This window comes from Actinoallomurus oryzae (genome assembly GCF_039541955.1).
In the GTDB taxonomy this organism is placed as follows: domain Bacteria; phylum Actinomycetota; class Actinomycetes; order Streptosporangiales; family Streptosporangiaceae; genus Actinoallomurus; species Actinoallomurus oryzae.
In genome coordinates this window covers 1-12,583 of sequence record NZ_BAABHF010000078.1, presented here as the reverse complement: position 1 = coordinate 12,583, position 12,583 = coordinate 1, and the positions used below count along the sequence as shown (strand labels likewise).

Below are 12,583 nucleotides of genomic sequence, written 5' to 3'. Positions count from 1 at the left end.
GGGCAGGCGATCGTGTTGTCTTGAACTCGTCCGCTTGGCGACGACGTGGCGCAGTTACCGTTAGACATAGACCGACTAGCGGCCGGGGCCTGGCGCAAGATCATTTGGCGGTATCTTCCCGACCGGGTGCCTGCCGACGTAGGTTGTGGCCGCCGCCGCGACAGGAGCAGAGGTATCGCTGGAACGCATGTGGTATCTGCTGCGGAACACGGCCTGCCCGCAGGCCGCGAAATGGCCTGTTACAACCCGGGCAAGCAGCGGCCGCAGCCGCTCGCGACGACCTGCATGAGTAGATGACCAAGCTTGCCGGTGAGCTGGCCGCTATCGAGTGCAAGCTGGCCGACCTGGCAACCACCCTGATCCCCATTACCCAGCACGAGGCCACGCCAGCCGACACGGCCGTCATCGGCGAGCCCTACCGAGAGATCCTCGCTGCGTTCACATTCGACAACCGCGGCCTATGCGCCAGAGACCTCTGTCACGCCCGACGACACCGAAGGCATCCACGCCAAGCCGAAATGCCTCGTCAACGACCAGATCTTGGCGGAGTGACTCGACTCTCTTCGCCCTCAGCCCAAACGGACGCAGCCTCCTGGACCTGCCGCTCATGACGAGGGCGGCGGGTGGCATCCCGCCGCTAGGCTCTACCCCGATTCATGAGCAATGCGTAAGGGGACAAGCATGGGCAACCCGGCATGGGGCCACGGCTACCATCAGGGCTTCGGTGACGGCTTCACGAAGGGCGGAGTAATCGGCGCCGGGGTGACGATCGCATCTGGCCTCGTCGTCGCGGGAGCCGCCTTCGGGTACCGAAAGCTCAAGGCGAGGAGCTTCGCCAAGCGCGAGCAGGACCTTTCTGCCGAGGAGTCGAACCCGGTCATCGAGGAACGCGCCGGCGACGAGCACGAAGCTGGCGAAGGCTCCACAAGCGAATAGGTTAGCCAGCCCGGTGATCGAGCTACTGCACTAACGGTGTAAGTCCGCGATCTTGCAGGCAGTGACTGGAGGGCTTTGCACGAGCGGAGCCGCAGATAGCGAGGTCCCGAAGTAGCGGAGGCGCCCCCCGAACTGGGTGACCGGCAACGTCCGACGCATTTTCCCGACGAAGGCGCCATGATTATGATCAACTATCCGCTCGTGCCGCTGATCGGGCGCTCATGTCGACGATCAGCATGGTCATGAGGCTTGATTGTGCGCCGTAACCGATGCCGTGGATCAGATCAGCGGGACCATGTCGTCGATCAGAGCGAACCGGTTCCCGGCCGCGTAGGCGACCTGGAAGTCGCGTCGAAGCCCGATGGCACTGATGGACAGGTAGGCGGGCCGGTACTGGATCAGATATTTCGCCTTACGGAGGGCATCGTTGCCACGGTCGGGTGCGTTCAACTCGACACCCTCATGACCGTAGGTGCCGATCCGGTCGACGAGACCAGGTATGTCGATCGCCCGCTCTTTGACCTCGATGTACCATCGCAAGGCGCCATCAGGGTCGGAGACGGTGATGTCCATAAGCCGGTCTTCCACCGCGATGAGATAGCCCTTGTGCGAGAGTGTCCCATAGACTCGGGCGTATTCGGCGGCCTGGATCAGGTACTCCCAGTTGATGGCCGGCGCCTGCGCCTGCACATTTCGGCTCACCCATGCATAGGGGCCTTTACCCGGTGGCAGCCCCTGCAGCGTGAACCGGTATCCTCCGACCGGCTTGATCAGCCCGTCTCGATGGCCCGAAGCCACCAGCGTCCGGACGCCGACCGGTAGCCGCTCGTAGACGGCGTCGAAGTAGGGCTCAGAGACATTCGGATAAGACCACTCGCGGCACGCGGCGGTTACCCACCCGCGGATGAGCTCACGCATATCGGCTTCTCGCCGTCCCACCGAAACCTCCCAGGAATCGGGCGTTGTAGTCAGCCTTTCTGGACGCGACCATCATCTTTGTGTCGCCGGCGCCGTCGGCTTGGTCTCGTCGACGCGGCGCGGATCGGAATACCGTCGCCCCGGATAGCCCTTCACCTCGACGGCGAGGGTCCGGTCACCACGAGTCGCGAGAACGTCGATCCCCTGTTCCTTCGTGGTCGTATCCGCGACGCGCTGGATCCGCCAACCCTCGCTGACGAGGTATGTCACGAGCAATGCCTGGGCCCGCGCCTCAGGCATTCCGTCTTCGGCTGACAATGTTGAAACCATGATCGGCTGGGGCGCCGGTATTGCCGGGCTGGGCCTGGGTTTCCGCGCGATGGGATGGGGACCGCCAACGATGCTTCGTGTGAATGCCACTCGCCCGACGCGTTGGTCGACCGACTCGACACGCCAACCTGCGGTCCGCCATGCCTGAGCTTGGACCTTGGAGTCGTTCGCCCACCATGCACCATGGTTACGCGCAGAAGGAGGAAGCGATCCGACGAGCGCTTCGATCTCATCGAAACTCATCGTGACGCGACTCATCTGCTCAGGTCGTGCGGCCAGATAGCTCTGCAACGGCTCGTACTTGGCCATGAGGGCTCCTACACGGCTCCGACGCAACGCTGATGACGTTAGCCATCTCGACCAACGTAGCGGTCACTTACACTCCGAGCCCTGGCCTGAACAGATCACCCGCTCATGCCGCGAATCGTGCGTGGGGCCTTGGCCGTGGTCCTGATGAGGACGAATATCGAGTGGGCAGGAACGATCTTGAGCGGCCATACTGGTCGGCGTGAAGCTTGCCGAGGCTCTTGCTCTGCGTGCGGATGCGGTGCGCCGCGCCGAACAGCTCCGCGCTCGTATCGCTGCCAGCGCCCGTTATCAGGAGGGTGAGTCGCCCGCCGAGGACGCCGCCGCTCTGCTCGCCGAGGCCGGTGAGGTGTTCGGTGAACTCGAGTCGCTGATCCGCCGGATCAATCGGACCAACGCCGCCACCCAGGTGGGGGCCGGCACGCTGACGGACGCGCTCGCCCACCGTGATGTGCTGCGTCTGCGGCACGCTCTGATCACCGCCGCCGCCGGCGCCGCAGTCGGGGAGGGGGCAGCGCGGGTTGCGGCAGTTGCGGTCTGAACTACGGATGATTCCCGCGCTGCCGGTGGCTGAGTTGCGCGGCCAGGCCGATGATCTCGCCCGGCGGCTTCGCGAGGTCGATACGCTCATTCAGCGGACCAATTGGGAGGTCGACCTGCTGGACTGACAACGGTATGCGGAGCAGGTAGCCAACCGTGGGGGCGCGCACCATCCCGAGAGCCGGCGGGTAATCCGGTTCATCTCTTGGTGCGCCGGAGGGCAGGCGCAAGGGTTCGAATCCCTTACTCACATCGCATGCCCAGCACATCACACCGGTGACCGCGCACGGAGCACGTCACACCACCGGGTGCGGACCCACGACGGCGAGGGCGGGAAAGGGGCACTCCGCACCGCTGCGATCCCTCCGATCGGCGGCGTCACACCTTCGTCACCACCATGCTCGACACCGGTGTCGACCTGCCGTGGAGATCGTCGGGATCGACCTCGTGGACCACTTCGTCACCGGTCAGTTCCATCCCTCGCTGCGTATGGTTCCGCCCGCCGCCGCATCTCGCGCCGTGGATGCGGGCAGGTGCGGTTCCCCTACCGGTGCCCGGGAGCCGACGAGCAGGCCGGCCCCAACTAAACGGGTCAGCCGGCCGTCGACTCGTTCTACGGGCTACTCACATGGAAACAGGCCCTCTTTGCCGGGGTGACGCCTCTCCGTGCGACTTGGCCGCTGCGGAGGTGTCTGATGACGGTTCTGTCGCTGGCGGACGCTTGAATCCAAGGGTGACAGCTGTAGATCTCGCCCAGCGCCTGCCCGACATAGCGACCGTCCGGAGGCTGAGCCAGTCGTTCGCCCTCCTGGATGCGATCTTGAGCCCCGACGGTTATGCGACCTATGCCTTCGACAGCCGGTGGGGCGAGGATGAGGAACTCGCGTCGATGAACAACGGCAGCGGAGATGAGTATTCGATCGTCTTCACCACCTGCGGTGCCTTCATCCGCGGATTCGATCACGAGTCGCCGATGAGTCCCTACGGCGATGACGATTACGTGACCTGGCCGGGTCTCGTCGAGTCGGTCCCCCGGGAGTTCGCCGCGCAGGTGACCGAACCGGCCTTCTGCCACGACGGTGGCACGGGCCCGTTCCTCGCGGCCACCGTCTGTCTCTGGCGGCTGCACGACGATCCCGCCTGGAAGACCGGCGACATCGACTTCCCCCGGTCAGGCCCGACCCAAGACCCCGACGGTTCGAGCTGGATGTTCGGTCTCCTGGCCGAGGGCACTCCCGATGCCTATTGCGCCTACGCCAAGGACTACTTCGAGGTCACACTCGACCCTGCCGATGTCAGGCAGATCTTCGAGCAGCGCCCTTTGACCGCCGACCTCGTCCGGCGCATCAACACCGACGCAGACCTCTCCGCTCTGACCGGAACTCTCGAGGCCATCGGCTACCCGCCCGCCGAAGCTCGGAAATGAGCGTGGGAACTGAGGTCCGTGACCGTAACCCAGGTTGCGTGGCGGCCGGGTGCCGTCAGAGCAGCCGCTCGGCCTCGGCGAGGATCTCCACCACGCGCAGGCCGAAGCGTGCGTCGCACGGGTGCGGGCGGCCGGTGTGGGCGGACTCGATCAGCGCGTCGATCGCCCGGGCCAGTGCGGTCACGGCGGTGTCCTGGCTCTTCGGGAGGGACACGACGCCGGACTCGCCGCGGAACTCGGCCCGGTTGCCCGCGGCCGGTCCCGGTGCCGTGAGGCTGAGCGTCGCCGTGCTGGACGCGCCGCCGGTGTGGCGGAGCACCAGGTGGACCGTGTCACCGGGGCCGGGGACGGCCGCCGCGACCTTCTCGACGTCGCCGAGTACCGGCAGCAGCACCGACAGGGCGTGCGGGCCGACGTCCCACAGCCCGCCCTTCTGCCGGCGCCAGGGGGAGTTCGCGAACGGGTTGTCGCCGCTGTCCAGCGCGCCCAGCCAGTCCGCGTGCCCGGTGAACCAGCCGCCGCGTTCGGCCTGCTCGCCGATCCACCTGTCCGGCTCGCCGGTGAAGCGCGTGGTGAAGAAGACGACCGACGCGACGCCCGTCTCGGCGGTCGCGTCCACGACCGCCCGCGCGTCCGCGACGTCCACGGCGAGCGGCTTGTCGAGCAGCAGATGGCGTCCGACGCGTGCGGCGCGTGCGGCCAGCGGCGCCTGGACGGCCGGGGGCAGCGCGATCGCGACGGCCTCGGAGTCGTCGATCAGGGCGTCCACGTCCGCGTACGGTCGGCCGCCGAAGGATTCGGCGATCGCGGCGGCGGCCTCGGGCCGGCGTCCCCACGTCCCGATGAACTCGACCTCAGGGTGGTCGCGGAGCGCGGGCCCGTACGCGATCTCCGCCCACGGTCCGGTTCCCAGCAGTCCGATGCGCACGTCGCCGTCCTCTGTCGGAGTGATACTCGGCGAACAGCATGATCGATAAGCGATGAAGGCGTCAAACTCCGACATCCGGGCAGAAACCGCCGGTCGTGCCGCTCTCCGGGCCCGTCGAGCAGGTCGTCAGGACGAGCCGGGTGGCGCGTGCGCGCGCCGCGGACACGTCGACCGGCGTCGAGGTGGGGTGCAGCCGGTTGGTGAGGAGGGCCCACGACAGGCCGAGCGCCGGGGCGACCGACAGCTCGGTCCCGGTGAAGCCCGGGTGGCCGAGCACCGTGACCGTCCCGCCATCGGGCGTCGTGACCTCGGTACGCCGCCAGCCGAGCGCCTGCTCCGCGTCGGGCCCGGGCGCGGCGAACTCGGCGACGACCTCGGGCGGCCAGCCGGGATGGCCGCCGAACATGACCTCGCCCAGGCGGGCGGTCTCGGCGGCCGGGGCGAAGATCCCCGCGTGCCCGGCGGCGCCGGCGAACGCGTGGTGCGCGTTGCCGTCGCCGGCCTCGCCCCGCAGCCAGTGGTCCCGCCCGGCCGGGACGGACCGTACGGGGACGGGGTACGGCTCGCCGGTCGCGATCATCCGCCGCTCCCACGCGTCGCCGCGGGACGTCACCGCCACGTCAGGGTCCGTCAGCGGTCCGTACGCGGTCGCCCGCAGGCCGAGGGGCCCGGTGACGAGGTCGGCGACGGCCGTCCGCAGATCCATGCCGCAGACCCTCGTGACGATCGCGCCCAGCAGCTGGAACCCCAGGTCGGAGTAGTGCCGCCCGGAGTCCGGCGAGTAGCGCAGGGGCAGCGCGGCGGCCCGCGCGACCGCCGCCGCCGGGTCGCCCAGGACGCCGTCCCCGTCCTCCGCGGGGGCGTACAGCGGCCACCACTCCCACAGGCCGGCCCGGTGGAGCAGCAGTGCGCGTACGGTGACGGCGTCCTTCGCCCCGCCGGCGAACACCGGCAGCAGCGACCGTACGGGGGCGTCCAGGTCCAGCGCGCCGGCGGCCCGCAGGCGCATGACGGCGAGCGTCGTCACGATCTTGGAGACGGAGGCCAGGTCGAAGCGCGTCCCCGGCTCGACCGGCCGGGGAGCCGGACCCTCCCGGCCGGTCCATCCCGCCGTGACGACGGTGGGCGGGCCCGCGCCGCGCCGTACGACGGCGAGCGCGGCGGCCGTCGGGCCCCGCTCGTCGCCGACCGCGCCGGTGACGGCGTCCGTGAGCGGGGCGGGTTCGGGCATCGAGGGACCTCCGGTAAAGACTCGCGGCTGAGCGTTACTTTTTTACGTCACTGTGGTCCATAGTGGTACATCTTGTTTTTCGCAGCGCGAGATGAGGACCCCATGCGCATGTTCAGACACCGTCTCCTGCGCGCCTTCGCGCTGGCGGGGGCGGTCTCGGCCGTGGTAGCGGCCTGCTCCCCGGCCGGCTCGGGGAACGCCGGGAAGAAGTCGCACGGGCCGCTGGTCGTGGCACGGACGGTCGACCTCGACGGTCTCGACCCGGCCGTGGCGACCGCCTTCGGCACCGTGCAGACGCTCCAGTTGATCTTCGACACGCTGCTGCGCACGGACGCCGACGGCCGGCTCGTCCCCGGGCTGGCCAAGAGCTGGGAGACGAGCAAGGACGGCCGTACGCTCACCTTCCACCTCCAGCAGGGCGTGCGGTTCCACAACGGCGACGCCCTCACCGCCGACGCCGTGGTCGCCACCCTCGACCGCGTCCGCGACGAGGCCACCGCCTCGGTCGTCCGGTCGAACCTGCTGGCCGTGACCAAGGTCACCGCGCCGGACCCGAACACCGCGGTGATCAAGCTGAGCCACCCCGACGGCTCCGTCCTCCACACGCTCACCCTGACCGGCACCGCCATCCTCGACCCGGCCGACATCAAGGCCGGACGCCTCGCCCAGGCCGCGAACGGCACCGGGCCGTTCAAGCTGGCCGGCCGCACCCAGGGGCAGAAGGTCGACCTGACCGCCAACTCCGCCTACTTCGGCGGCGCTCCCAAGCTGCCCGGCGTGGAGTTCCGCGTCATCCCGGACGAGAACTCGATCCTGGCCGGCCTGCGCGCCGGGTCGTTCGACGCCGGCGTGCTCACCGACCCGAACGTCGTCGCCCAGGCGCACGGCGGCGTCAAGATCGCCAAGACGCCGTCGATGGCCTACCACGCCCTCATGCTCAACGGCCGGCGCAAGCCGCTCGACCGGCTGCCCGTCCGTCAGGCGATCGCCTGCGCCATCGACCGCAAGCAGGTCGTCGACACCGCCGTGGCCGGCCAGGGCACGGTCACCGGGCCGATCACCAGCCCCGGCTACCACCTGTCGCCGACCGACGGGCTGCCGTGCACGCCCGGCGACGCCGCCGCGGCCAAGAAGCTGCTCGGCGGCACGACGGTCGACCTGAAGATGCTCGTGATGAGCGGCGGCTACGCCTCGGCCGTCAACGAGGCGCAGAACCTCCAGGCCCAGCTGTCGAAGATCGGCGTCAAGCTCACCATCGACCAGCAGCCCACCAACGTGTACGTGAAGCGGTGGAGCAAGGCCGACTTCGACGTCGCCCTCGCGCTCAACGGCGGCATGTCCTCGCCCTACCTGATGTACGCCCGCTACTTCGGCGACGGCGCCTCGCTCGCCAAGGCGGCCGGGCTGGACTCGCCGCCGATCGCCAAGCTGCTCGCCCAGGCGGGCGCGTCGACCGAGGAGCGGCTCAGCGACGCGACCGTGGCCCAGCTCCAGCGCACCATGCTCCAGCAGTCGCCGTGGGTGTGGCTCTTCACCGACAACAACGTCGTGGCGACGCAGCCGAACGTGAAGGGCCTGGGCATCACCGCCGACAACTCGCTGCGCTCGCTGCAGAGCGCCACGCGGGGGTGAGCCGGGGAATGACGGCGCTCCGCGCCGTGGGAGGCCGGGTCGCCGGGCTGGCGGGCACCCTGATCGGCGTCGCGGTCGTGGTCTTCGCGCTGCTGCGCCTGCTACCGGGCGACGCGATCGACGCGAACCTCGGCACGCAGGCGGGCCTGCTCACCGCGGGCCAGCGCGCCGCGCTGCGCCGCTACTACGGCATCGACCAGTCCGTCCCACACCAGTTCGTCACCTGGATCGGCCAGGTGCTGCACGGCAACCTCGGCGTCTCGGTGAACAGCGGCACCGACGTCGCGACGCTGCTGGGCTCGGCGATCCCCGTCACGGTCGAACTGGCGGTGCTCGCCACGCTCATCGGCGCGCCGCTCGGCATCGCGCTCGGCGTGCTCGCGGCCGGCCGTCCCGGCGGCGCCCGCGACCTCGGCGTGCAGTCCGCCGGGCTGCTCGGCCTGGCGCTGCCGGAGTTCGTCCTCGCCTCCGTCGTCGTCGCCGTGCTCGGCGCGGTCTTCCGCTACTTCCCCTCGGCCGGCACCTTCGTGTCGCTCTCCCAGTCGGTCGGCGGGAACCTCAGCCAGATGATCTATCCGGCGCTCGTCCTCGCGGTCGGCCTGGCGGCGACGGTGATGCGCACCACCCGCTCGGCCTACCTCGACGTGGCGCGTTCGGACTTCGTGCGCACCGCACGGGGCAAGGGCCTGTTCCCCCGGCGCATCCGCTGGCGGCACGTGCTGCGCAACTCCAGCGTCCCGATCGTCACGATGGTCGGCATCCAGTTCGGCTACCTGCTGGGCGGCACCGTCGTCATCGAGCAGGTCTTCGCGCTGCCCGGCCTCGGGCGGCTCCTGCTGAACGCGATCCTGCAGCGCGACTACGCCGTCGTCCAGTCGGCCGTGCTGCTCATCGCGACCGGCTTCGTCGTCGTCAACCTCGCCGTCGACCTCATCTACCGCGCCCTCGACCCCAGAACGGCCGAGACATGACAGTGCCACCCGCGCCCGCGGCGGTGGGCGCCGCCCTCGACCCGGCCGGACCGCCGCCGCCCGGCCGCCGGGGCGTCGCGCGCCGCCTTTGGGCCGACCGCAACGGCCGTATCGGTATGGTCGTCACCGGCGTGATCGTCCTCGGCGGCCTGGCCGGCCTGTTCGGGCTCCTGCCGTACGACACGGTCGCCCAGGACGTCGCGGTGCGGCTGAAACCGCCCTCGATGAGCCACCCGTTCGGCACCGACCAGTTCGGGCGGGACGTCTTCTCCCGCGCGCTGTCGGGCATCTTCGCCTCGCTGCGCGTGGCCGTCGTCTCCGTCGCTGCCGCGGCGGCGGCCGGCACGCTCGTCGGCGTGGTCTCCGGGTACGCCGGGGGATGGGCGGACGCCGTCGTCGGACGGCTCACCGACGTGCTGTTCGCCTTCCCGGCGATCCTGCTCGCGCTGACCGTGATCTCGGCGCTCGGCCGCGGCTGGCCCGAGACGACGCTGGCGATCGCCATCGTCTACCTGCCGATCTTCATCCGCACCGCGCGCGGCCCGACGCTGACCGTACGGAACGCCGAGTACGTCAAGGCGGGCCGCGTGCTCGGATTCGGGCCGCTCCGCCTCGTGGGCCGGCACGTCCTGCCGAACGTCGCCGCGCCGATCCTCGTGCAGACCACGCTCGCGATGTCGTGGGCCGTACTCACGGAGTCGACGCTCAGCTTCCTGGGCCTGGGCACCCAGCCGCCGCAGAGTTCGCTCGGCCTGATGGTGGCGGACGGCCGTACGTTCCTGACCACCGAGCCCTGGATGCTGGTGGCGCCCGCGGCCGTGATCGTCGTGCTGGTCATCGGCCTCAACCTGCTCGGCGACGGGCTGCGCGCGGCCCTCGACCCCGCGGAGGACCGGTCATGACCGAACGGAGCGAGAGGACGGCCCCGGTGGTCGTTCCTCACGCCGCGCTGGCCGTCGAGGGCCTCACCGTGACCGTACGGTCCACGGGCGTCGATCTCGTCCGCGGTGTGGACCTCGCGGTCGAGCCCGGCCGGACCCTCGGGCTGGTCGGGGAGTCCGGCTCCGGCAAGTCGCTCACCGCGCTCGCCGTCATGGGCCTGCTGCCCGACACGATCCGGGTCGGCGGCGGCTCGGTACGCGTCGACGGGCGCGACGTCGTCGCGCTGCCCGAGGCCGAGCGGCGTACGGTGCGGGGCGCGCAGGTCGGCATGGTCTACCAGGAGCCGATGACCGCGCTCAACCCGCTCATGCGGATCGGGCCGCAGATCGTCGAGGGCCTGACCGCGCACGGCATGGCGGCGGCGGACGCACGGACCCGCGCCGCCGAGACCCTCGAACGCGTCGGGCTGCCCGTGGACCGCGCGCTGCGTGCGTACCCGCACCAGCTCTCCGGCGGGATGCGGCAGCGCGCCATGATCGCGGTCGCGGTGGCCCAGCGACCGCGGGTGCTCATCGCCGACGAGCCGACGACCGCGCTCGACGTCACCATCCAGCGGCAGGTCATCGACCTGGTCGACGAGCTGCGGCGCGAGGACGGCATGGCGGTCGTGTGGATCACGCACGACCTCGGTGTCGTGGCGCACATCGCGGACCGCACGGCGGTCATGTACGCGGGGCGCGTGGTGGAGGAGGGGACGACGGCCGAGCTGTTCGCCCGGCCCTCCCACCCGTACACGGCCGGGCTGTTGCGCTCCCTGCCCGCGCACCGGGGCGCCGAACGGCCGCCGCTCACCCAGATCGGCGGGCTTCCCCCGGACCCGGCGAACCTGCCGCCGGGCTGCCCGTTCGGGCCGCGCTGCCCGCAGCGGCGCGACGTCTGCACGACCGCCGAGCCGCCCCTGCTCGACCGCGGACCACAGCGGGCGGCCTGCCACGTGCCCCCGGAGGAGTGGACCGCGTGAGCGAGCGAACGAGGAACACGCGCGCCTCTGGGCGAAGGAGGACTCGTGAGCGAGCGAAGCGAGTGAACCAAAGAGCACGCGGACATGGTCACTCTTCCGACGAAGGAGAACTCATCAGCAACACCGAGACGCTGACGGTGGAGAACCTCGTCAAGCACTACAAAGGTGCGGGCGGCGCGGTCGTCCACGCGCTCGACGGTGTCTCCTTCACGGTCGCGCCGGGGGAGACCCTCGGCATCGTCGGCGAGTCCGGCTGCGGCAAGTCGACGCTCGCCCGCCTGCTCGTACGGCTCGAGCACCCCACCTCCGGGCGCGTGCTGCTCGGCGACACCGAGCTGACCGCGCTCGGGCCGCGGGCGATGCGGCCGTACCGGCGGCGGGTCCAGCTCGTCTTCCAGGACCCGTACGCCTCGCTGCATCCGCGCCTCACCGTCGAGCAGACGCTGGCGGAGGTGCTCGGCGTGCACGGGCTGTCCGCGCGCGGTGCCGAGCGTTCCGCCCGGGTCACCGAGCTGATGGAGATGGTGGGGCTCCCGTCGCGGCTGCGTGACCGGTACCCGGTGCAGCTGTCGGGAGGCCAGCGGCAGCGCGTCGGCATCGCGCGCGCCCTCGCGGTCGAGCCCGACGTCCTCATCCTGGACGAGGCCGTGTCGGCGCTCGACGTCTCGGTACAGGCCGAGGTGATGAACCTGCTCGTACGCCTGCGCGAGCGGCTGAACCTCACGTACCTGTTCATCTCCCACGACCTCGCCATGGTGCGCCACATCAGCGACCGGGTCCTGGTCCTGTACCTGGGCAAGGTCGCGGAGGTGGGCCCGTGGCGCGAGGTGTCGGACGAGCCGCTGCATCCGTACGCGCGCTCACTCCGCGACGCCGGGCTCGTACCGGATCCGTCGCGGCGCACCCCGGCGCCCATGCTGGGAGGCGAGGTGCCCAACGCGGCCAGGCCGCCGGCCGGATGCCGGTTCCACCCCCGCTGCCCGGTGGCGGAGGACCGCTGCCGTACGGACGAGCCCGCACTGCTCGAACTGCGGCCCGGGCACCAGGCCGCATGCCACGTCGCGGCGGACGCGGCCACCGTTTCTCCGATATGACAGTGAAGTTAACAAGTTCGTCTCCGGATATAGCCTGTGATCGCCCTCGCGGGGTAATGTCCGCGTTACAGCGGTTAAATCTGGGTGAACTCTCAGACTTCGGCGGGAGCCGCATGTATAGGCCGGTTTCGGCGAAGGGAGAGGAGCCGAAAGCGGGAGGTCACCACCGCGTACCCGAGGAGCCGGACACCGGCTCCACGACGGCGAGGAGGGTGACCGGATGACCCCCACCGGCTACGTGGCGCGTTCTGGCACGTGGGTGGGGTCGGGGCGCGGGATGTTGGGTGTGGGGGATTCGCTGGGTGAGATGGTTGACGCGTTGTGTCATGGGTTGGCGGGTGTGGGGGCGTGTTGGGGTCAGGACGAGA

Annotated in this window: 13 protein-coding genes; 9 read left to right on the top strand and 4 right to left on the bottom strand. The window is 70.1% G+C overall.

The annotated features are described in order from the left end of the window. Positions 1–681 precede the first annotated feature (681 nt). Positions 682–936: a hypothetical protein gene (locus ABEA10_RS49820; protein WP_345475739.1), complete on the top strand. Its 255-nt coding sequence runs from the start codon at positions 682–684 to the stop codon at positions 934–936. 279 nt (positions 937–1,215) lie between these two features. On the opposite strand, the gene ABEA10_RS49815 is transcribed toward ABEA10_RS49820, so the two are convergent. Together ABEA10_RS49815 and ABEA10_RS49810 are read right to left on the bottom strand one after the other, a co-directional pair. After that, positions 1,216–1,854, bottom strand: a complete 639-nt coding sequence (locus tag ABEA10_RS49815; protein ID WP_345475738.1) for a hypothetical protein — start codon at positions 1,852–1,854, stop codon at positions 1,216–1,218. A gap of 72 nt (positions 1,855–1,926) precedes the next feature. After that, complete coding sequence (locus ABEA10_RS49810; protein WP_345475737.1) at positions 1,927–2,493, bottom strand: DUF7662 domain-containing protein; 567 nt, start codon at positions 2,491–2,493, stop codon at positions 1,927–1,929. A 199-nt stretch (positions 2,494–2,692) separates the two neighbouring features. On the opposite strand from ABEA10_RS49810, the gene ABEA10_RS49805 reads away from it, so the two are divergent. The 3 genes from ABEA10_RS49805 to ABEA10_RS49795 all read left to right on the top strand — a co-directional run bounded on the left by ABEA10_RS49805 (position 2,693) and on the right by ABEA10_RS49795 (position 4,456). Further along, entirely contained in the window at positions 2,693–3,031 is a 339-nt protein-coding gene (locus tag ABEA10_RS49805) for a DIP1984 family protein (RefSeq protein WP_345475735.1), read from the top strand. Positions 3,032–3,038: 7 nt separating this feature from the next. Then, on the top strand, positions 3,039–3,158 hold the full coding sequence (locus ABEA10_RS49800; protein ID WP_345475734.1) for a DIP1984 family protein: 120 nt from the start codon (positions 3,039–3,041) through the stop codon (positions 3,156–3,158). Positions 3,159–3,850: 692 nt separating this feature from the next. Further along, complete coding sequence (locus ABEA10_RS49795) at positions 3,851–4,456, top strand: hypothetical protein (protein ID WP_345475733.1); 606 nt, start codon at positions 3,851–3,853, stop codon at positions 4,454–4,456. Positions 4,457–4,511: 55 nt separating this feature from the next. On the opposite strand, the gene ABEA10_RS49790 is transcribed toward ABEA10_RS49795, so the two are convergent. Together ABEA10_RS49790 and ABEA10_RS49785 are read right to left on the bottom strand one after the other, a co-directional pair. Continuing rightward, a complete protein-coding gene (locus ABEA10_RS49790; protein WP_345475732.1) occupies positions 4,512–5,384 on the bottom strand; it encodes a Gfo/Idh/MocA family protein in 873 nt (290 codons plus the stop codon). A gap of 61 nt (positions 5,385–5,445) precedes the next feature. Continuing rightward, positions 5,446–6,615: a serine hydrolase domain-containing protein gene (locus ABEA10_RS49785; protein WP_345475731.1), complete on the bottom strand. Its 1,170-nt coding sequence runs from the start codon at positions 6,613–6,615 to the stop codon at positions 5,446–5,448. Positions 6,616–6,717: 102 nt separating this feature from the next. Here ABEA10_RS49785 and ABEA10_RS49780 point away from each other — a divergent pair, with 102 nt between their 5' ends. The 5 genes from ABEA10_RS49780 to ABEA10_RS49760 all read left to right on the top strand — a co-directional run bounded on the left by ABEA10_RS49780 (position 6,718) and on the right by ABEA10_RS49760 (position 12,215). After that, entirely contained in the window at positions 6,718–8,247 is a 1,530-nt protein-coding gene (locus tag ABEA10_RS49780; RefSeq protein ID WP_345475730.1) for an ABC transporter substrate-binding protein, read from the top strand. 8 nt (positions 8,248–8,255) lie between these two features. Continuing rightward, the gene (locus ABEA10_RS49775) at positions 8,256–9,218 is read left to right on the top strand and encodes an ABC transporter permease (RefSeq protein ID WP_345475729.1); all 963 of its coding nucleotides are present in this window, start codon (positions 8,256–8,258) and stop codon (positions 9,216–9,218) included. Beyond that, positions 9,215–10,120 (top strand): ABC transporter permease, encoded by a 906-nt coding sequence (locus tag ABEA10_RS49770; RefSeq protein ID WP_345475728.1) that lies wholly within the window; start codon positions 9,215–9,217, stop codon positions 10,118–10,120. Before ABEA10_RS49775 ends, ABEA10_RS49770 begins: the two co-directional genes overlap by 4 nt. Continuing rightward, a complete protein-coding gene (locus ABEA10_RS49765; protein WP_345475727.1) occupies positions 10,117–11,121 on the top strand; it encodes an ABC transporter ATP-binding protein in 1,005 nt (334 codons plus the stop codon). The genes ABEA10_RS49770 and ABEA10_RS49765 overlap by 4 nt, the downstream gene beginning before the upstream one ends. 62 nt (positions 11,122–11,183) lie before the next feature. Next, on the top strand, positions 11,184–12,215 hold the full coding sequence (locus ABEA10_RS49760) for an ABC transporter ATP-binding protein (RefSeq protein ID WP_345475726.1): 1,032 nt from the start codon (positions 11,184–11,186) through the stop codon (positions 12,213–12,215). Positions 12,216–12,583: the final 368 nt, after the last annotated feature.

Bases quoted from the DNA above. Each gene is read 5' to 3' on its own strand.
- ABEA10_RS49820 (WP_345475739.1), top strand. From the start codon at position 682: ATGGGCAACCCGGCATGGGGCCACGGCTACCATCAGGGCTTCGGTGAC.
- ABEA10_RS49815 (WP_345475738.1), bottom strand. From the start codon at position 1,854: ATGCGTGAGCTCATCCGCGGGTGGGTAACCGCCGCGTGCCGCGAGTGG.
- ABEA10_RS49810 (WP_345475737.1), bottom strand. From the start codon at position 2,493: ATGGCCAAGTACGAGCCGTTGCAGAGCTATCTGGCCGCACGACCTGAG.
- ABEA10_RS49800 (WP_345475734.1), top strand. From the start codon at position 3,039: ATGATTCCCGCGCTGCCGGTGGCTGAGTTGCGCGGCCAGGCCGATGAT.
- ABEA10_RS49785 (WP_345475731.1), bottom strand. From the start codon at position 6,615: ATGCCCGAACCCGCCCCGCTCACGGACGCCGTCACCGGCGCGGTCGGC.
- ABEA10_RS49780 (WP_345475730.1), top strand. From the start codon at position 6,718: ATGCGCATGTTCAGACACCGTCTCCTGCGCGCCTTCGCGCTGGCGGGG.
- ABEA10_RS49775 (WP_345475729.1), top strand. From the start codon at position 8,256: ATGACGGCGCTCCGCGCCGTGGGAGGCCGGGTCGCCGGGCTGGCGGGC.
- ABEA10_RS49770 (WP_345475728.1), top strand. From the start codon at position 9,215: ATGACAGTGCCACCCGCGCCCGCGGCGGTGGGCGCCGCCCTCGACCCG.
- ABEA10_RS49765 (WP_345475727.1), top strand. From the start codon at position 10,117: ATGACCGAACGGAGCGAGAGGACGGCCCCGGTGGTCGTTCCTCACGCC.